Source organism: Sphingobacterium sp. UBA2610 (assembly GCF_002339225.1).
In the GTDB taxonomy this organism is placed as follows: Bacteria; Bacteroidota; Bacteroidia; order Sphingobacteriales; family Sphingobacteriaceae; genus Sphingobacterium; species Sphingobacterium multivorum.
This window is the reverse complement of record NZ_DDKA01000034.1, coordinates 75,656-96,750: the sequence shown is the minus strand read 5'-3', so window position 1 is coordinate 96,750 and position 21,095 is coordinate 75,656. Positions and strand designations below refer to the sequence as shown.

16 protein-coding genes are annotated in these 21,095 nt (G+C 40.3%); 4 read left to right on the top strand and 12 right to left on the bottom strand.

All coding sequences use genetic code 11. The features are described from left to right. Positions 1–55 precede the first annotated feature (55 nt). The gene (locus B4Z47_RS23440; RefSeq protein ID WP_070560659.1) at positions 56–676 is read left to right on the top strand and encodes an L-threonylcarbamoyladenylate synthase; all 621 of its coding nucleotides are present in this window, start codon (positions 56–58) and stop codon (positions 674–676) included. Between the two features lie 683 nt (positions 677–1,359). Here B4Z47_RS23440 and B4Z47_RS23435 read toward each other — a convergent pair. The 5 genes from B4Z47_RS23435 to tilS all read right to left on the bottom strand — a co-directional run bounded on the left by B4Z47_RS23435 (position 1,360) and on the right by tilS (position 5,245). Further along, positions 1,360–1,686 (bottom strand): DUF721 domain-containing protein, encoded by a 327-nt coding sequence (locus tag B4Z47_RS23435; protein ID WP_070560660.1) that lies wholly within the window; start codon positions 1,684–1,686, stop codon positions 1,360–1,362. Then, entirely contained in the window at positions 1,679–2,782 is a 1,104-nt protein-coding gene (recF, locus tag B4Z47_RS23430) for a DNA replication/repair protein RecF (RefSeq protein ID WP_286728041.1), read from the bottom strand. Before recF ends, B4Z47_RS23435 begins: the two co-directional genes overlap by 8 nt. A gap of 33 nt (positions 2,783–2,815) precedes the next feature. Further along, positions 2,816–3,136, bottom strand: a complete 321-nt coding sequence (locus tag B4Z47_RS23425; protein ID WP_070560663.1) for a DUF4834 family protein — start codon at positions 3,134–3,136, stop codon at positions 2,816–2,818. A gap of 89 nt (positions 3,137–3,225) precedes the next feature. Continuing rightward, complete coding sequence (locus B4Z47_RS23420) at positions 3,226–3,720, bottom strand: hypothetical protein (protein ID WP_286728039.1); 495 nt, start codon at positions 3,718–3,720, stop codon at positions 3,226–3,228. 193 nt (positions 3,721–3,913) lie between these two features. After that, positions 3,914–5,245, bottom strand: coding sequence for a tRNA lysidine(34) synthetase TilS (tilS, locus tag B4Z47_RS23415; protein WP_286728038.1), 1,332 nt, complete (start codon positions 5,243–5,245; stop codon positions 3,914–3,916). Between the two features lie 99 nt (positions 5,246–5,344). Here tilS and B4Z47_RS23410 point away from each other — a divergent pair, with 99 nt between their 5' ends. Continuing rightward, positions 5,345–7,873, top strand: coding sequence for an OstA-like protein (locus B4Z47_RS23410; protein WP_286728036.1), 2,529 nt, complete (start codon positions 5,345–5,347; stop codon positions 7,871–7,873). A 158-nt stretch (positions 7,874–8,031) separates the two neighbouring features. On the opposite strand, the gene B4Z47_RS23405 is transcribed toward B4Z47_RS23410, so the two are convergent. From B4Z47_RS23405 to B4Z47_RS23375, 7 genes are all read right to left on the bottom strand, one after another. Next, positions 8,032–8,607 carry a non-canonical purine NTP diphosphatase gene (locus B4Z47_RS23405; RefSeq protein WP_070560711.1) on the bottom strand — a complete coding sequence of 192 codons (576 nt, stop codon included), beginning with the start codon at positions 8,605–8,607 and terminating at the stop codon, positions 8,032–8,034. Between the two features lie 147 nt (positions 8,608–8,754). Further along, the gene (locus B4Z47_RS23400; RefSeq protein ID WP_254667620.1) at positions 8,755–9,414 is read right to left on the bottom strand and encodes a hypothetical protein; all 660 of its coding nucleotides are present in this window, start codon (positions 9,412–9,414) and stop codon (positions 8,755–8,757) included. A 91-nt stretch (positions 9,415–9,505) separates the two neighbouring features. Then, positions 9,506–10,486 carry a deoxyhypusine synthase family protein gene (locus B4Z47_RS23395; RefSeq protein WP_046674101.1) on the bottom strand — a complete coding sequence of 327 codons (981 nt, stop codon included), beginning with the start codon at positions 10,484–10,486 and terminating at the stop codon, positions 9,506–9,508. Between the two features lie 129 nt (positions 10,487–10,615). Further along, positions 10,616–11,485, bottom strand: coding sequence for a hypothetical protein (locus tag B4Z47_RS23390; protein ID WP_139144857.1), 870 nt, complete (start codon positions 11,483–11,485; stop codon positions 10,616–10,618). 21 nt (positions 11,486–11,506) lie between these two features. Beyond that, positions 11,507–12,982: an N-acetylmuramoyl-L-alanine amidase gene (locus tag B4Z47_RS23385; RefSeq protein ID WP_070560670.1), complete on the bottom strand. Its 1,476-nt coding sequence runs from the start codon at positions 12,980–12,982 to the stop codon at positions 11,507–11,509. Further along, the gene (locus tag B4Z47_RS23380) at positions 12,975–13,346 is read right to left on the bottom strand and encodes a BlaI/MecI/CopY family transcriptional regulator (protein ID WP_070560671.1); all 372 of its coding nucleotides are present in this window, start codon (positions 13,344–13,346) and stop codon (positions 12,975–12,977) included. The genes B4Z47_RS23385 and B4Z47_RS23380 overlap by 8 nt, the downstream gene beginning before the upstream one ends. Before the next feature lie 250 nt (positions 13,347–13,596). Then, entirely contained in the window at positions 13,597–14,694 is a 1,098-nt protein-coding gene (locus tag B4Z47_RS23375; RefSeq protein ID WP_070560672.1) for a mandelate racemase/muconate lactonizing enzyme family protein, read from the bottom strand. A gap of 303 nt (positions 14,695–14,997) precedes the next feature. Between B4Z47_RS23375 and gltB the strand changes: the two genes are divergently transcribed. Then, entirely contained in the window at positions 14,998–19,512 is a 4,515-nt protein-coding gene (gene gltB, locus B4Z47_RS23370; protein ID WP_046674106.1) for a glutamate synthase large subunit, read from the top strand. Positions 19,513–19,529: 17 nt separating this feature from the next. Beyond that, positions 19,530–20,990 carry a glutamate synthase subunit beta gene (locus B4Z47_RS23365; protein WP_075991066.1) on the top strand — a complete coding sequence of 487 codons (1,461 nt, stop codon included), beginning with the start codon at positions 19,530–19,532 and terminating at the stop codon, positions 20,988–20,990. Positions 20,991–21,095: the final 105 nt, after the last annotated feature.

The window sequence follows — 21,095 nt, the reverse complement described above, 5'->3', positions numbered from 1 at the left end:
ATCCTACAATAGGGCCTGAGATTAGACCTAATTCAGGTGCTTAACAAAAATAAAAATGCTCATTAAGATATATAACGATAACCCCAATCCCAGGGCAATAGAACAGGCAGTTGATATTCTTCGCCGTGGTGGTGTAATTATCTACCCTACCGATACCGTATACGGTATTGGCTGTGATATCACGCAACAAAAAGCCATAGAACGCTTATGTGAAATTAGGGGGCTAAAACCAGAAAAGGCGAACCTATCATTTATCTGCTATGATTTAACAGATATTTCGCAGTACACAAAATCCTTCGATACCTCCGTATTCCGTGTATTGAAAAAAGCATTGCCAGGACCCTTTACTTTTATTTTTAACGCAACAACTAAAGTCCCTAAGCTCCTAAGTTCCAAAAAGAAGACCGTGGGTATCCGTGTTCCAGACAATAATATTGTTCGTGAAATTGTCAGACAATTAGGCAACCCTATTGTGACAGCCTCCATTCACGATGAAGATGAAATTATTGAATATTCTACCGATCCAGAATTAATTCACGAAAAATACGAAGATCTAGTTGATGCTGTTATAGATGGCGGTTATGGCGATAATGTCGCATCTACCGTGGTTGATCTTACAGAAGGAACTTTTGAAGTAATTCGTGAAGGAAAAGGTGACTTGGAGCAATTCCTATAAAAACCAACTTTCAATAGAAATTCTACATACTGACCTATTTGCAAAATTTTCCCCAGCGTCATTGTTGGTAATTTGTGCATAAACTACTCCCGTCAACATACTTATTAACAAAACAAGCTACTTATTAACATAGAGAATGTTAATAAGTAGCTTAATGACCTATGCGCATCAACATAAAATGTGCACAAGTAACCACTTATCAACATGAAATTGTTAATAACACAAATTAACAGGAGTCAAAAAAACACCAAAATGTGTATAAGTAGGGGGTTATACACATAAAAATGTGTATAAGTTAGCGGTCATCGACAAATTTGTTAAATAGCGTGTTTATAAAAAAGCTATACTAACAGATCCCTGTGGAAAGTTAAGAACTATATGCTATCCGTCTTTTTATCGCTATGTTGAAAAGGTCAAATCTGCGCTTTGTTTCTATAAGTAGTTTTCAGAAAAGGAAAAAACAATCCAAAACAACTCAACCTTGGACAAATCTAACCTGTGCATTTCCGACCGGTTGCTTTTCAAACTGTTTGATAGTTGGGCTCCATTCCTCTTCTGCTGTCGCGTCAATGAGAATACTCGTTTTAATTCAATACGCTCGAAGTTTGAGAAAAGTTTTAAGGCACTAGCCTCAGATATAGGGAAAAAATATTAAAAGAGTTGCTCTAACATGAAAGGAGGTTTTATAAAATCACGACTTCTTCAATAATGACGTGACCTACATATTCATTTACTCTTCCTAGAATTTGTCTTCGCATAAGCGCCAATTCATTCTTAATAACAGCAGACTCAACACGTACGAACAGTTTTTTATCCCGAACATATAGCTGCTGCGTGCGATTAGCAATAGCTTTACCAATTAATTGAGGCCAAACAGATGCGATCGAAGTTTCATCAAATTTCCTTCGTAGCTTATAAGCCTCCAAAAGACGCTCAACCCCCTCTTTAATCGTCATATCGTCGCTCGATCGAATGAATTCTAGGCTTTTTTTAGTTTGCTTCTTATACATTGACTTGTCCTCCTTCAATATCAAAGATACGAACAGGGCGGCTGATTTCGTCAAAGATTCGCTGAATTCTCATGGAATCTGTATCCGTCAGGAAAATCTGTCCAAAATCATCTTCTGAAACCATCTGCATCAATTTATGTGTACGGCGATCATCAAGTTTATCAAAGATGTCATCCAAAAGAAGTAAAGGCTTAAAACCCTTTTTCTGTTGTAGGTAAGAATATTGCGCAAGCTTCAGTGCAATTAGAAAAGATTTTTGTTGGCCCTGGGAGCCAAACTTTTTTAAGGGCATTCCACCGTGAATGGTAAAGATTAGATCATCTTTATGTATTCCCTGAGTTGTGCGTTCCAGAATACGGTCACGTTCCAAATTCTTCTCCAAAATATTTAGAAAAGTATCAGCCATTAAAGGCGATTCATAGTGTAAGTGAACAGACTCTGCATCCTCGGTAAGGAACTGATAGTGTCGATCAAACTCTGGCTGAAATTCCTCCATAAAAGACCTTCTTTTCTGGAAAATAATATTTCCTACTTCTTCAAGTTGAAAATTGAGAATTTCGATTAGGCCTAGATCCAATACACTGGTTTGACGCGCTTGTTTAAGGAGACTATTACGTTGGGCTAAAAACTTATTATAAATAATTAGGGTATCTAAATATTTATTATCTGTCTGGGAAATCACATTATCGACAAACTTTCTGCGCTCTTCACTCCCATCTGTTACGATGATACTATCATTGGGGGATATCATGACCAAAGGAAATAAGCCGATATGGTCAGCGAGTCGGGGATAATCCTTTTTATTTTTTTTGAACTGCTTTTTCTGATTTTTCTTAAGGCTACAAGAAATGAAATCACTAATTGATTCTTTATCAAACTCACCCTGTACCATAAACCAGTCATTACCTGATTTGATATGCTGCGAATCAATTGGATTGAAATAACTTTTACAGAGTGATAAATAGTGAATCGCATCCAAAAGATTGGTTTTACCAACACCATTATTCCCTGTAAACGCATTTACCTCTGGAAGAAATTCCAAAGATGATTCCGAGTAATTCTTGAAATTCAGAACAGAAAGTTGCTTCAGCCACATAGCACAAAGATACGCTATTTGGGTTGCTAAAAATTATTTTATTTCCTCAAAATCCACAAACTCACCAGCAGTTTCAGTCCCTTTGCGTTCAGGGCCATCCTTCGGTGGAATGTAATCGACATGTACCTTTCCTTCGGGCTGAGACCTTTTACTTTCCTGTTGTCCTTGACCATTAAACTCATAATAAAATGTACCGCCTGATCCTTGGCTACCGTATGCTCCACCCTGCTGCTGCGCTTTTTTCATCAACTTTTCAGCTGCCTTACGCATTGCAAATGGTAAAAATAATCTAAATAAGAATCTTACTACAAAGTAAACAGCGAATGCAATAAGTATAAATTTTAAAAATGCCATAGTTAATTCGTTGCTATTTTCTCAAATTTAACCAATAACTCGATAAACAGTTGTCTTTAAAATGTCAGATAAGAATTTATTAACAAATTTTAAGACTTTCCTAATCGCCCTTTTGTTTCCATAATTACTCGATAGAGCTCTTCCTGGCGCTGTGTTCCCAATACGTAGGTAAGACCATCTTTATCTGTTAAAAAAACAGCATTTTTGCCACCAGCAAAGAATTTAATCTTTCCTTTTGTATGCAGATTATAAACCGGATTATTGAAAAAGAATGTGCTATAAGGCGCCTTTTCTATTTTTGTAATAGAGGCAAGATCGATTTTGACGACACGAGTAGACCATAGTCCACTAATCAGTATATGGTCTTGAAATACTTCCGTACGGAATAATACCATATACATCATGACAATGGACGTGATGATAATACCTACTCCTACGATAAAGAACAATTGACTCGATATCAAATGGTCTAAATTCAAATAAAATGCTGTGAAGCAAAAAAGTACGAGCACCAAACGCACGCTTATCCAAACACGGTCACGACCTAAATATTGATTTTCCGAATAAAGTACACCTTCTTTCATTTACTTAAGATTTAGCTATTAATTTGGAGACTTCACACCATTGTTTTCTAATAGCAGAGCTTCTCAATAACTTCGTTTTTACTTCTATAGATTTTGTCACCTCCAGGACCCATTGTTTGGACTACCAACCATATGGCATTAATTCTCAAAACAGAGACCCTTGGCGCTGATTAACATCAGCAATTTTTTGCTGCTAATCAGTTCTGCAAACTAAAGTAAGGACTTTTTTTGTATTGGCGGTAATTTTATAACGATTGTCCATGCGATATTTGGCTACCCACAGGATATCTCCATTTCCATTCACCACGATCGGAATATTTTCTTTTTCAAATAAGCTGATCTTCTTATTGATAAAAAAATCACTCAACTTCTTCCGCCCTTCCATACCTAAAGGATAAAAGCTGTCGCCAACTTTCCAAGATCGAATCGTGAGCGGGAAAACTAATACATCATAATCCAGCTTTGCAACCTCACTCGCTTTGACGATAGCTAGATCCGCAGAAACATTGGCATGAAAACAATAGTGCTTCCACTCCACAGTCGAAGTTTCGGAGGTGATTAAAGCCTCGTCGGGAGAAATAAATTCCTTTTCACGAATAAAAAGCTCATTTCTATCCAAGAGCATATGGTAGGCATCGGATTGAAAAATACGCCCAGACTCTCTTGTCCAAGCCTGTTGAAGATCGCTTAGTACCGCCTTTGAGAAATTAAAAGCCGAAAACAACTCATAGAGTAAAGGCAAATTATCCATATAGGGTTCCAGGTCTTCTTTCCGAACTCCCCAGCCCTCATCTATAGGATAAAACAGCTTTCTCCGTATAGGCTCCACAAATTGCTGCAACAGCTGATAAGATTCCTTAAAATGATTGATATTCTGCTCGAAGACTATCTCAAAATCTGGCTGAAGTTTTTTAAAATGTGGGATGATATCAATTCTTATTTTATTACGCGCATATTTTGTTGAAAAGTTGGACTGATCGTCTCGATAAGCAATCCCATACATATCAACAAAATGTTCTATCTCGCTTGCTTTCAGAAAAAGTAGTGGCCGAATGATGCGTTCCCGTATAGGGAAAATACCCTGGAGTCCTTGGAGACCGGTTCCACGTGAAAGGTTTAGGAGTACCGTTTCGATATGATCGTTCAGATGCTGAGCTACTGCAATTCGGTCGAACTGCAGCTCATGGCGCAATTTCTCAAACCAAGCATAACGAAGTTCCCGTGCCGCCATTTGAGTCGAAATCTGATGGTCCTTTGCGTAAGCTTGTGTCTCAAAGTGCTTCACGTATATTGGAACATTATTTTCCGCTGCAAATTTTCTGACTAGAGCTTCATCCGCTTCCGATTCCGCCCCCCTTAATTGAAAATTGCAATGTGCAATAGCAATCGTATACCCTGCTTTTGCAAATAAATGTGCCATTAACATCGAGTCCTTCCCCCCACTCACCGTAAGCAATATTTTATCATGAGGCATCAACAAATGCTCCTTTTCAATATAGCCCATTAGTCTTTCCAGCACATTCATAGAACAAAGTTACGGTATATTTTGTCCGAATGATAAATTCAACTCTTAAAATTTGTGAAATCCAGTGAAGTAGCAATTAAAATCCATATTTTTGCCCTTGTGAAACAATACATTTATACACTTATTGTATTTATTTTAACTGGCTTGTCGGTCCAAGCACAGAAACAGGATGAACTAAAGCTTCTTTCGTCATCCCATATTATTACTGGGAAAGACGGCAATATTTTGTTTTACCGTCCAGTCTATGAACATGTAGGTTCAACGCTATCATCAGATAGTGGCTATTTACATAAAGACAACATTGGCCGACAATTTTTTGAAGCCTTTGGAAACGTAATCATTACTCAACCCGACGGGACACAGATATTTTCCAATAAATTACATTATGAAGCAGCAATGCAGCTCGCTACGCTTACAGACGCTGTTCGAATGGTCAGCACTAGTGGATCGGTATTAACGACCGATCATCTTGTCTACAATATGCGAAGTAAAATCGGTAATTATTACAGCGGCGGGCGTATTCTATCAGGAAGCGATACAATTACAAGCCAGCGAGCTACTTATTTCGAAAATACAGGGGAATCTTATTTCAATCAAAAAGTTGTGGTTCGATCGACCAATGTAAAAGTCTACACAGACTCCATGAAATATAATGGTAATACACGCATTACTGATTTCTATGGTCCCACGAATATCAAGGGAAATAAAGGGGAAAACCTGTATACTGAAAAAGGCCGATACCATATGGCAACGGGCCAGGCTTATTTCTCTAAAAACAACCTCTACACAGAAGGGACAAAGTTTCTTAAAGGAGACAGCCTATTCTACGATAGACAAGTGGGAATCGGTAAAGCCGTAAAAAATGTGGTCTTTGTTGATACCTTAGACAAATTTTACGCCTATGGTGGATTTGGTTTGTACAACGGGAGGAACGAATCCATTACAATGACAGACAAACCCCTGATTATTTCGGTGGTCAAAAAAGATTCAACACAAAAAGATTCTGTATCTTCTTTGTCTCCTGCCCAACAAAAATCGGAGAAAGAGCGAAAAAATGAAGCCAAGGAATTGAAGAAGATTGAAAAAGAACAAAACAAAGATGAACTCAAATCAAATAAAGCCACATCGCAAGTTGTTCTAGAAGAAAAGGAACATCCAGGTAAGAATATCAAAAGCGATAATAGTAAAACCCTTAAGGCTGATTCACAAGTCGATTCTGTTTTTATGACAGCCGACACCCTCTTCTCACAGATGATATTTCGCCGAGATTATATTGCAAAAGATTTTAAATTGAATCGTGAAGGTGGGGCTATTGAAGATGACAATGAAGTGGATTATGGTGACCAGGATTCCAGCTCAACAACAGTTGATTCTACTGGTACATCAGATAACACAAGAGTTAACCTTCACAAGGGAATAGACAGTTTGTCTAAAAAAGACAGTGACAAACCGGTTCTTGAAAAGAGCATTAAAAAAGTACAAGATACACTTATAAATAAAAAACCGATTGCACCAAAGAAAACGCCAGTTATTGTCGGCGATCAAAACAAGATAGAAATTGAAAAAAACCTCAAGGCTGATAGTGTTTTGCGTAAAAAAGCGATCATCCCCAAAGGCGGTGAATCCGATAAATTGATGGGAGCAGCTTTAAAAAATGCCCAAGAGAATAGAAGAGATTCTCTTGCACAGGATACTGCTAAAACACGGATTATAAAAGCCTACTATAATGCACGATTATTTAAATCAGACTTGCAGGCTGTAGCAGATTCCATGTATTATGGTATGCAAGATTCGATGTTCAGGCTGATGGGAAAACCAATGATGTGGGCCGAAAACTCACAAATCTCCGGAGATACCATATTTTTACAGGTAAAGAATCAGAAATTGGACAATTCCTTACTCGTCGGTAATGCTTTCATGGTGAACGCAACAAGCGACTCATTAAAGTTCAATCAGATTAAGGGTCGTAAGATTACCAGCTTTTTCACCAATAACCGTATGGAACGTTTGTTTGTTGATGGCAATGCAGAAAATATCTTTTACAATATTGATGAAAAGACCAATGTAACCACTGAGCTTGTACATGATCGAAGCAGTCGTTTCAAGATCTTGATGGAAGATAATAAGTTGAAGGAATATGTATCTATTCGAAAAGTGGATGGCAAAGTCTATCCCATTGCTGAAGTCACGGCCGACAAAGAATTTCTTCCGAATTTCACCTGGCGTCCCGAAGATCGACCTAAATCAAAAGATGATTTATTAAATCGAAAAAGGGATCTTTCAAAAGCGTCATTTACGGTTCCGACTGCACCAGAAGGTGAAGAATCCGGGACAATGAAGTCTATTAAAAAAGGCGATAAAACAACGACCCCTCAAAAAGGTGCCGCTAAGAAAGCTGGTGCTACCGAAACGCTCGAGGAAGAAAAAGAGGTGGGCGCTGCAAACAATAAAACAAACGCTGTAACCAAAACAGCTAAGCCGTCTGAAACAACGGATAAAGTTAGCGCTACAAAAACAAATGTAAAGACCGCAACCGACAAAGCAGCTGCAAAGTCTGACTCAACAACCAATAAATCGGCGATAATACCTGCTCAAGATAGTATTCAAACAAAAGTAAAAGCTAAATAACCGCCAATACTGAGTCGCACAGAAAAGCAGCGCAAAACAAATTGTTTTGCGCTGCTTTTTTAATTTAAGGCTATCTCCTGATCGTATCAGACGCACTCATTCCTTAGCTCAGAGAAATGAAAATTTCTATTTATAACTCAAATGAGGTAGTTATTAACCTATTTCGTTTTTAAATATGTAGCAAGTTTACCAACAGCAATCGCTCGATGGCTAATGCTATTTTTTTCTGCCGCTGTCATTTCGGCAAACGTCCTATCATAGCCATTCGGAATAAAAATGGGATCATAACCAAAGCCATCAATACCTCTACGTTCTTCAATAATTTTCCCCTCGATACTGCCTTCAAAAAAGTGCTGCTGCTCATTCAAATATAATGAAATAACTGTTTTGAATCTCGCTGTACGATTGGGGTTATCGCTTAATTTTTGTAGGACAAGATCAATATTCTTTTCCATATCCCTTGATCCCGAATAACGTGCTGAATAAACTCCCGGTTCTCGATTTAATGCATCAATTTCCAAACCTGAGTCATCTCCAAAACAGTAAAGTCCATATTTATTAACCAAATAGTCTGTTTTCTGCTTGGCATTTTCCTCAAAGGTCTCTCCTGTCTCTGGAATATCATCGCTACAGTCAATATCATTTAAACTCTTAATGATAAAAGCACTTCCCACGATCGCTTGGACTTCCTCCAATTTATGGGCATTATTGGTTGCAAATACAAGTTCTAGCATCTTCTTCAAATTTAGCTTTTTGTTTGTTCTTTCTCTTTGTTGACAGTGCTCCTCACGTTGTAGTATGTTACTATCTTTCCATGAATTCACGCCCCCAAAAATAAGCATTAAACCCCAATTTTTATTCAGAACAAGTATCTGATAAAATCAGGAAACAATAAAGGTCTTAAATTCGTTCCAGAACAGCTTCTTTTTATTCACATCGACAAACATCTCTTCAAAACTGAACGTATTAAAAACCGTTGCAATACGGCCTTTCATGTAGGAATTATGTTCAATAAATGGAAGTTTTAAAGACGCGGGTTCCACACCCAACAATATAATCTTAGTCGGTTGAAAAAACTGCATAATGCGCTTAAAATCATTCGGATTATGGGGATTTGCCAAATTGAGTACCGCAACGGTCTCTTTAGTCAATTTCAAGGCACCAATTGTTTTTTCAAAGGCGTCCAATGCTGCGGGCGAAAAGTAGGGATATTGCTCGTAGCGCAATATAAATAGTATGCCCTGATCCTTATTTCCTTGATAAATAAATTCACCACCCAATACCTCCAGATTGTCAACAGTATCGCCAACCCTGCCGGACCCAATAGCCATAGCGGCCTGCTCCGCACCTAATCCCACTGCCAAATACGAGGTATCTTTCGTTGTCGAGGATGAGGGGTCAGCATATTGCACATGAGTACTGTTCTCCTCCTGTAAAGGATGTACAGACAGATCGGCTTGAAAATTAAAACCATTTCCAAAGATGGTTTCATCCATTAAGGCCTGAAGTGCAACGGGATTATCTGTTGTAAGATTGCTCATCGGGAAAAGAAATATTAAACCGTAAAGATAAAGAAGAAAAAGAGAAAAGAAAAAGGAGCGAAGAATCGCTCCTTTCTGTATGTCAAAAAGATTAATGACCTAAGATATACGAGAAAATTAATGGCGCAACGATCGTCGCGTCAGATTCTACGATAAATTTAGGTGTATCAATATCTAATTTGCCCCAAGTGATTTTCTCGTTTGGAACAGCACCAGAATAAGAACCATACGAAGTTGTTGAATCCGAAATCTGACAGAAATAAGCCCAAAAAGGCACTTCTTCCCATTCAAGATCCTGATACATCATCGGAACTACACAGATTGGGAAGTCACCAGAAATACCGCCTGCGATTTGGAAAAATCCAACACCTTTACCTGCGGAGTTGTTACGGTACCACTCTGTCAAGTAAATCATGTATTCGATACCCGATTTTACTGTACTTGCTTTCAATTTACCTTTTATCACATTGGAAGCGAAGATATTACCTGTCGTTGAATCTTCCCATCCCGGACATACGATCGGTAAATTTTTCTCAGCGGCTGCAACAATCCAAGAATCTTTTGGGTCGATCTCATAATATTGTTCCAACACACCTGAGTTAACAACTTGATAAAGAAACTCATGTGGTAAGTAACGCTCACCTTTAGCTTCAGCAGCATGCCAAACATCCTCGAGATGTTTTTGCAGACGACGAAAAGCTTCCTCTTCTGGAATACAAGTATCTGTAACACGATTATAGTGATTATCCAATAGCTCTCTTTCTTGCTCAGCTGTCAAATCTCTATAATTCGGAATTCTTTTGTAGTGTGAGTGTGCGACAAGGTTCATCACGTCCTCTTCCAAATTGGCACCAGTACAAGAAATAAAGTGTACTTTATCTTGACGGATCATTTCTGCTAAAGAAACACCCAATTCGGCAGTAGACATTGCACCTCCTAAAGAGATCAACATTTTTCCACCATCCAACAGATGCTCCTCGTAACCTTTTGCAGCGTCTACTAATGCAGCTGCGTTAAAGTGACGGTAATTATGCTCAATAAATTGAGAAATAGGTCCTTTTTGAGTACTCATGATATTTTCTAACTTTTATAAAATAATAAGTACCGCAAAGGTACTGAATATAATCTATTTTCGTCCCAATAGAGATTCAAAACACGTATAGACCACATTTTTTTAACAAATGTAAAAGGAATCGTATTCCTAGGCTGCACTTATAAATGTTCCATCGGCTGAAAAATCATTTTGATAGACGCCTATCTCCTCATAATTATTGCGAAGATAATTCCAGTTCAATTCAATAGACGACTGCTTGTCGATTCGATAACTCATGCCCAAACGACCATTTAATTCCTGCGTGCTATTCGTCTCTTTATTCAGCTGTCCGATCACATAATGAACATTTTCACGATACGCAAGTTCACGCCTACGGTCAACATCAAAATAATTCGAAGAGCGTGCAACGGAAAAACTGGAGTTTAAGGTCCATTTCTTCATTCCATACTGCAGCCCCACGCCATTATTACATTTCCAAAGCCTTCCTTTTGATGCTCCTAAAAAAACATTTCCTGTTAGACCTTTCAGGACATCCTTTTTGATACGAATATCAATTACTCCACCGGCCCCTTCCGCACTCCATTTTGCTGGTGGAATGGTCATGAGATCAATGCTCTCTAAAGAGCTTGCCGGGATAGATTTTAAATAGGCGATCAAAGCGGTTCCGTTGAGATAGGTCTGCCTGCCGTTGACGGTAATCAACACGCCCGTTTTTCCCTGTAAAGAAAAATTGCCTAATTCGTCTACCTGTATACTCGGAATGGCATTTAAAACAGCCAACGTATTTCCATTCAATAAAACGGGATTGCTGCCCGTTCGAATACGGACCCGATCCAAAAGTTGCTGTTCGAGAGGCCCTGATCCCTCAACAAGCACTGTATCTATCCTCCTTGAATCGGATCCAGTATTTCGCAGCATCGTGCTGTCGGTTAATTGCTGTTTAGTTTTGGGGACTATTTGCGCCGATAACAGACATGGCAATGCCATGGATAACCCTATAAGTATCCTAAACTTCATGATATCTACGAAAATTAACGCTTAGTCTTCAAAGCTTTGGTCTATAGCCTGTGCTAGTTTATGGATAAATTCAGGTTTTACGTTTTTATCAATGGCATTGATGTTCTCCAGCTCAAGGAGAAGCGCCGGTATTTTAGCACCGCGTAAAATTGCAAGCTTTGTATTTATCGCTGGAGTACCCGCAGCCAGTCCATTCTGTTGCAACATTTGGCCCAAACTAAACGCAAATTTGCGGTTAAGCTCTTCTAGCATCGTATGACTAACCCCCGACTGATATAATATCCGTATAGGAAGAGATTGTTTGCCCTTTACATTGTCGAAATGGATTGATAACAATAAATCCCCTTCAACGTTCGATCGGTCTCTGAGTAATTTATATTCATCAGCCGCTCTTGACAATACGACTTTGTGCCCCTTGCGCTCCAGCTCCTGTTTCAAAAGCAAACAGGTTTCCCAGGTCAATGATTTTTCTTCCAATCCGAAAGATGAAATACCACCCGTGTCTTTTCCTCCATGTCCGGGGTCAAGAATGATCGTTTTAGACCGATTACTTCCTTCTTTTAAAGAAGTAGAAAACCAAGTGCTCTTCGGTGGATTAATAAAAGAGTAAAATAACAGTGAAAGACCTAGTAATGGAATAGTCAATACGTACTGCCATCTTGCCTTTTTGGAGGAAGGTTTTGACATCATAACCTGTACCCGCTCCACCAACTCATGTCTATTCTTAAATAAACTACTCTGCAACCCAGTGGGACATGGCTGCTGTGTTTGAGTCAGTAGAAAACGGGCATAGCCGCTGTTACCATATCGATTGGCTAACACCTCGTCTACCTGATATTCATGCAGCAAATACAGCTGTCTACGCAACCAATAAACAAATGGATTTAGCCAATAAAGGCAACGAAAAATTTCTATCAACCATTTATCCCGGCAATGATTAAAAACAATATGCTGACGCTCATGCTCAAAAATCAATTTACCTTCTGGCGTATTGAGCTGATCCTCTTCCATAACAATGACATGCTGCACAGAACAATTCGCATAATGTCCAAAAGGAGCAACCATTGTAAATCCGTCAAATTTATACTGACTTAACTGTCCAATTCGACGGTACAAGCGGATATAGCGAAACGCAAAGCGGCACAACAATACAAAAGATACAAGCAGATAACCATAAGCAATGCCATATCCGATCGAAAAAGAATGCCAGAAAGAATCGGCCATTTCTACTTCTGACACGAGACCACTCGCAGTTCCGATGGAATGAGTTAGTGTATTGGATTGTCCAAAAGCGAGAGCCGGACTTGCCGACGGAAGAAATAATTCACCCAAACGTACAGTTCCAAATGGCAGAAGCAGACTCAACAAACATAAACCTAGGATAAAATAACGGTTCCATTGAAAAAATGAAAGCTGTCTGAATACCAGAAAATAAAGAACTGCCCCGATTACCAGACTGCAGTTAACTTCAAATAAATAATAAAGTAAGCTATTCATGATCTTCTTGTTTTTTGATGAGTTGTTCTATTTTCTGAATATCCTCCGCCGAAAGCTTCTTTTCTTTTACCATAAAAGAGAGTAAATTCTCTACCGAATCATCAAAATAATGATCGAGCACTCTAGAGAATGATAATTTCCGGTATTGCATCTTCGAAATCAAAGGATAATATTGGTAAGTTTTTCCGAAGGCCTTATAACCTACATACCCTTTCTTTTCCAATATTCTTACAATCGAGGAGATTGTATTATAAGGAATTGAACTGCTTGGATCCAGATACTCAATAATATCTTTGACAAAGACCTCGTTGAGTTTCCAGATCACCTGCATGACTTCCTCTTCTTTTTTTGTTAATTCTTCCATAATTTGATGCGTTGTTTATACTAATATAAAGCTATAACTTATTTTTCAGTTTTACAACTTAAAAATAAGTTATAAAACTGAAAAACAAGTTCACAGAAGGAATTCAATCAAAAAAAGGCAATTAAAACCTACTTTTTCAACAACTTAGAGAAAAACAAAAAGGCCGCTATCAAAAAGATAATGATAATAATCAGGACAATAATCTCTTGTGTCCCTATTCCCCAGTTCATACTATTCATATTTTTTCAATTTAAATGATCCATTTCTCGCATTGATCTAAAAATGTCTGTTCCATATCTGCTCCGATTCCAATTTGGTCTGAGATATGTATTTTGTATCCATCATATTGAATCCCACCTATAACAGGGTCCTTCAGATGGCCAACCATACAGGTGTCCAGATCAAAAAACTTGACATTCGGTGCAGCATAAGCGAAATGTACTTTAGCTGCTAAAGCCAAGCGAGATTCCAACATCCCTCCGATCATACAAGTAATACCGTATTCCGCGGCAATATGATTAATTTTTAAGGCTTCCTGTATGCCTCCTGATTTCGAAAATTTAATATTGATATAATCGCAAGCATCCGCTTTGCAGAGACGCTCTGCGTCATGTTGAGAATAAACGGATTCATCCGCCATCACGGGAACAATTGTTTCTGCACGCAATTGCGGTAAATATTCGTCGTCCCATGTACGCATCGGTTGCTCGCAAAATTGTATCTTATAAGGTTCCAACCCCTGTAATGCTTCTAATGCCTCCTCATAAGACCAGCCTTGGTTTGCATCAACACGAATAGGCATTTCGAATCCAACAGCCTTACGTATTTCACGTATACGCGCAATATCTGTTTTTGGATCCTTTCCCAACTTAACTTTCAACATGACCGCACCTTCGCTCTGTAAACGTTTTGCTTTCAACGCCATCTCTTCTGGAGACGCAATTCCCAAGGTGATATCTGTCGTAATCTCTCGCTTCGCTCCCTTTAGAAATTGATAAAGTGGCAGACCAGCATGTTTGGCCGCCAGATCATGCAAGGCCATATCAAAAGCTGATTTGATCGTCTTGTTACCGGCGATATATAGGTCCAATTCTGCCAAACGCTCTTCTATAGCCAAAGGATCGCGCCCCTTCCAAATCTTTGCAAAATCCCTTGCCAGAACTAAACAAGTATCTTGTGTTTCTCCTACGATCATCGGAAAGGCAGAACATTCGCCCACACCATATATATTAGCATCTGTATATATACGTATAAAAGTATTTTGCGCATAATCCATCGTCCCTGTTGCGATAACAAAAGGTTCCATAGGAATGCTTAGTCGATAAATTTCAATTTCAGTTATTTTCATCTCACTCTTTAGTTAAGCCATGTCGATACAGCATAAAGGATATGCAATACTTTGCCTAATTTATATATATTCTTGCAATCTTGGGATGATTTTTCCATATCCCACAAAAAATATTGCCAAATGTTGCATTATTCAGCGATGCATCAAACTGAATTGATTGCGGCGAATATCAAATACAATATCGGCAATAAAACATATCAAAAGAAATGATAAAATCAAACTAAATACATTTTCATTATAATATTTATAATATTTCCGTTTTTTATTCCTATATTAGCAATGTATAATATTTGAAAAGGAAAGATGATTCAACAAAGACCGAAAACGGAGGGCCTCTACGACCCTAATTTTGAGCATGACGCCTGTGGGGTAGGCTTTGTCGCCCATATCAAAGGGAATAAATCACACGCACAAGTAAAAGATGCATTAACCATGTTGGAGAATATGGAGCACCGTGGTGCTTGTGGCTGTGACCCAGAAAGCGGTGATGGAGCGGGTATCATGATCCAGCTTCCCCATGAATTTTTATGGGAAGAATGTATCAACTTGGGTATACAATTGGAAGAGCCAGGTTATTATGGCACAGGTATGGTCTTTCTTCCAAAAGAAGAAGACATGAACAAAATATGTCGGGATTTGATTGAGGAAGCGGCAGCAGAAAGGGGTATGAAATTCCTTGGCTACCGTCCAGTACCAGTCAATCGTGAAGGTATTGGACCAACAGCGCTCAGTGCAGAACCTGAAATAGTCCAATTTTTTGTTAGCAGACCGGACGGCGTTTCAAACACTGAAGAATTTGAACGCAAACTTTTTGTACTACGTCGCCTGATCATTCAAAAAGTTAAACAACAACAAGAATACCCTCTCCCGCTTTACTTTGCATCGCTTTCTTGCAAAACAATTATTTACAAAGGTCAATTAACAACATACCAGGTCGGAACTTATTATCTTGATTTACGCGATCCTCGTGTGGTATCTGCTTTTGGCTTAGTTCACTCGCGCTTTTCCACCAATACCTTCCCTTCATGGTCCCTCGCACAGCCATTCCGTATGCTGGCACACAATGGCGAGATCAACACGTTGACAGGTAACCTGAATTGGTTTTATGCAGGTATGCGCGCTTTATCATCGCCCTATTTTACAGAAGAAGAGATGGAAATCTTACTTCCAATCGTTGACCGTGGTCAGTCCGATTCGGCCTGCCTTGACAATGTAGCGGAACTTCTTTTACACAGTGGTCGTAGCCTCACCCATGTCATGTTGATGTTAGTCCCTGAAGCTTGGGATGGCAATACACAAATGGATCCTCTAAAACGTGCTTTCTACGAATACCATGCGACGTTGATGGAGCCTTGGGACGGTCCTGCAGCACTCTGCTTCACCGATGGTAAGCATATTGGCGCTACATTAGACCGCAACGGCTTACGTCCACTACGTTATGCCGTAACCTCAGACGACCGCGTCGTTGTTGCTTCTGAAGCGGGAGCTCTTCCGATCGAGGAGTCTACCATCATCAAAAAAGGCCGTCAACAAGCAGGCAAGATTTTTCTTGTCGACATGGAACAGGGCCGTATCCTCACCGATAACGAAGTAAAAGACCAGCTGATCAACCAGCAGCCCTATAGCGATTGGTTGGACAATTACAAAATCAAACTGGAAGAACTGGAAGAACCTCGTGTAACCTACACCTATCTTTCCAAAGATTCCGTTTTCAAATATCAAAAGACATTTGGTTTCTCCCGCGAGGATCTGGAAACCATCCTGACTCCAATGGCATTGACAGGGTACGAACCGACAGGCTCCATGGGGTCCGATGTTCCGCTGGCCATTCTTTCCGATCAACCACAGCATATTTCAAGTTATTTTAAGCAATTTTTTGCCCAAGTAACCAACCCGCCAATCGATCCGATTCGCGAACGCTTGGTCATGAGTTTAGCAACATTCATCGGTAATGCAGGCAATATCCTGATCGAAGACAAGAAATTCTGTCACTGTGTGACTTTGCCGCATCCAATCTTGACCTCCAAAGAACTGGAGAAATTGCGTTCGATCGATACAGGATTGTTCCAAGCAAAAACCATTCAGTCTTATTTCCGCTCTGATGGTAAACCTGGATCATTGGAAGCAGGTCTGGAACGCTTGTGCCGCTATGCGGATGATGCCGTACGTGATGGTTTTGAAGTCTTAATTCTCTCAGATCGTGCGATCGATTCCAAACACGCGGCGATACCATCGTTACTAGCTGTTTCGGCCGTCCATCACCACTTGATCAAAACAGGTAACCGTGGCGCTGTAGGTCTCGTGGTCGAAGCCGGTGATGCTTGGGAAGTGCACCATTTTGCCTGCCTATTAGCTTTCGGTGCCACTGCGATCAACCCTTATATGGCATTGGCGAGCATCCGTACGATGAAGGAACAAAATACCTTAGATACAGAGCTCACTTGGCCAGAATTATCAAAAAACTACGTCAAGGCCGTCAATAATGGTCTGTTGAAAATTTTCTCCAAAATGGGGATCTCCACATTGCAATCCTACCACGGAGCACAGATCTTCGAGGTACTCGGCATCGACAAATCTGTCGTTGATAAATTTTTCTGCGGAGCAGTCTCACGTATCGGTGGCATGACATTAGATGATCTTGCCAAAGAAGCCCTCTCGAAACACTGGCGTGGATTTGAAAAAAGCCGTACACCGCAAAATCTATTGCCAGAAGGCGGTATTTACCAATGGAAACGCCGCGGTGAAGGCCACCTTTGGAATCCCGACACGATTCACCTATTGCAACAGGCCTGTCGCACCGGAGACTACGCAACCTATAAAAAATATGCACAGAAAATCAATGAGCAGAAGGAACATATGTTTACCCTTCGTGGATTGTTGGACTTTGCAAAACATCGCAACTCTATTCCGTTGGAGCAAGTAGAACCTGCTAGTGAAATTCTAAAACGTTTCGCAACCGGGGCGATGTCCTTTGGGTCAATTTCCCACGAAGCGCATAGTACCCTTGCCATCGCCATGAACCGCATCGGTGCAAAATCGAACACCGGTGAAGGTGGAGAAGATGAATTGCGTTATCAACCGCTTCCCAATGGAGATTCTATGCGCTCGGCAATTAAACAGGTTGCCTCGGCTCGTTTTGGTGTCACGTCCAATTATCTGACACAAGCGGACGAACTACAAATCAAAATGGCCCAAGGTGCAAAACCGGGAGAAGGAGGTCAATTACCTGGCCCCAAAGTGGATGCCTGGATTGCAAAAACCAGACACTCGACACCGGGTGTCGGTCTGATTTCACCACCACCCCATCACGATATTTACTCTATCGAAGATTTAGCGCAGCTGATCTTTGATCTAAAGAATGCTAACCGTCAAGCAAGAATCAACGTAAAATTGGTCTCTAAAGCTGGTGTTGGTACCATTGCTGCCGGAGTTGCAAAAGCCCATGCCGACGTCATTCTTATTGCAGGATTTGATGGTGGTACAGGTGCATCTCCAATCAGTTCAATCAAGCATGCTGGACTACCTTGGGAATTAGGCCTTGCAGAAGCGCATCAGACACTTGTTAAAAACAAATTGCGCAGTCGCGTCGTATTACAAGCGGACGGCCAGGTGAAAACAGGTCGCGACATCATCATCGCTACACTATTGGGCGCTGAGGAATGGGGCGTATCGACAGCAGCATTGGTTGCCGGCGGCTGTATCATGATGCGTAAATGCCATCTTAATACATGTCCTGTAGGTGTTGCAACCCAAGATCCAGAACTGCGTAAATTATTCTCTGGAAAACCAGAAGATATTGTCAACTTATTTACCTTCCTTGCAGAGGAGGTCCGTGAAACAATGGCTTATCTAGGCTTCCGTACCATCAACGAAATGGTGGGAAGAGCCCAGTTCTTAAAAAAACGTGAAAATATCGATCATTGGAAAGCAAAGAAAATTGACTTTACCGACATCTTGCACGTGGAACGTAACGAGCCTGGACAATCGTTATACAATACCGAAGAGCAGGATCACGGTATGGCCATGATCTTGGATTGGGGCTTATTAAAACAGTCTAAATTAGCTCTTGAGAGCAAAACTCCTGTGTTTGGCACCTTTAAGGTCAAAAATACAGACCGTACGATCGGAACAATGTTATCCAATGAAATTTCAAAACTCTACGGTTCTGAAGGCCTGCCTGATAATACCATCAATTTCAAATTTGAAGGTTCGGCCGGACAAAGTTTCGGTGCATTTTCAACAAAGGGTCTTTCATTTGAATTACAAGGTGAAGCCAATGATTATGTTGGAAAAGGGCTATCAGGAGCTCAGCTAGCAATCTATCCAGTTGCAGAAAGTGCTCTCGTACCGGAAGATAATATCATTATCGGCAACGTTGCACTATTTGGAGCAACATCCGGACATCTATTCGTCAACGGACAGGCCGGCGAACGCTTCGCTGTACGTAACTCAGGTGCAACAGCTGTCGTTGAGGGTGTTGGTGACCATGGCTGTGAGTACATGACTGGAGGTCGTGCACTGATCTTAGGGGCAACGGGTCGTAACTTTGCTGCCGGAATGAGCGGTGGTATCGCATGGATCTACGACATTAACGAAGATTTCCGCGAAAACTGTAATCAGGAAATGGTTGATCTGGATCCATTGGAAAGTGAAGACGAAACCGCAATTATCGCTTTGCTGAAACGTCATATTTTGCTTACCAATAGCCGTAGAGCAGATTTCATCCTGCAAAACTGGTCAAGAGAAAAAAATAAATTCATTAAGGTATTCCCTAGAGAATACAAAAATGTCATTCGTCAAAAATTAGTGGAAGCATAATATAGGAAGCACAGATCATGGGAAAAATTACAGGTTTTAAAGAATTTGAGCGCGTGCTTCCGACAAAAGAAGCTGTGGAAGGTCGCATAAAGCACTTTAAGGAATTCAATAAAGGATATTCAGAGAATGAGCTCAATAAGCAAGCTGCACGCTGTATGGATTGCGGCATTCCATTTTGCCATTCAGGTTGCCCACTGGGCAATGTCATCCCTGAATTTAACGATGCCGTATACGATGGAAAATGGGAAGAGGCCTATCAGATTTTGTCCTCCACCAATAACTTTCCTGAATTTACAGGTAGAATATGTCCGGCACCATGCGAATCAGCCTGTGTACTGGGCATACATAGTACTCCGATCACTATTGAGGAAATCGAAAAACATATTATTGAGATTGCTTTTAAAAAGGGTTATGTCAAAGCACATAAAAGCTATTTAAAAACAGGCAAACGCGTCGCTGTCGTGGGCTCTGGTCCAGCAGGACTAGCGGCTGCCGCTCAGCTCAATAAGGCTGGGCACGATGTTATCGTCTTCGAACGTGATGACCAGGTTGGAGGTTTACTCCGTTACGGTATTCCGGATTTTAAATTAGAAAAATCGGTGATCGATCGCCGTGTCAATCTCATGAAAGAATCGGGAATAGAATTCAAGGTTAACACAGAAGTTGGCAAAGATATCAGCTTTTATGAATTAAAAGCTTATGATGCAGTTATATTGGCCACCGGCTCAACCGTTCCTTGGCATATGCAATTGCCGGGACATGAAGCTAAAGGCATACATTTCGCTATGGACTTTTTGACCCAACAGAATAAAGAAGTAAGCGGAATAGCTATCGAACAAGACCGCATCTTGGCAACAGACAAACATGTTGTTGTCATCGGTGACGGTGATACCGGATCAGACTGTATTGGTACATCCAATCGTCATCGTGCAAAAAGTATTACACAGATTGCCCGCAAACCTACACCATCTAAACATCGCCTAAAGAACAATCCTTGGCCGATGGACAAGCTCACATTCGGAACCTCCTCTTCCCAAGAAGAAGGCTGTGAAAGACTTTGGGCTACAGAAACCCAGGAATTTGTCCAAGACGAAAATGGTCATATTAAGGGAGTAAAAATCAAGGAAGTTCAATACGAAGTTGATGAATTTGGAAAAAGAACCCGCTTAGGAGAATCCGAGATCCGTGAAATACCGGCAGACCTCGTATTACTGGCTATTGGTTATCAACATACTGAACATACGCTCTTAGAACAGTTAGGTGTTCGTGTAGATGAAAAAGGAAATATCCTTGCAAATGACAAAGACTACCAAACGACAATTGATAATATCTTTACAGCCGGAGACTGCCGTAAAGGCCAATCACTTGTTGTTTGGGCCATCTCCGAAGGACGCGAATGTGCTCGAAAAGTCGATGAATACCTAATGGGTTATTCAGAGCTTGAAAGCAAAGACTTCCTGACCACAATAAATGCTTAAAAGTAGGCCGCGCTCAACAGAGAGTTCATACAAGTGGTACACCAAGCCATCGTATAATCTTTAGCGATAAGAGCAAAAGCGTGAACAGTATAAAATTATAAAAAG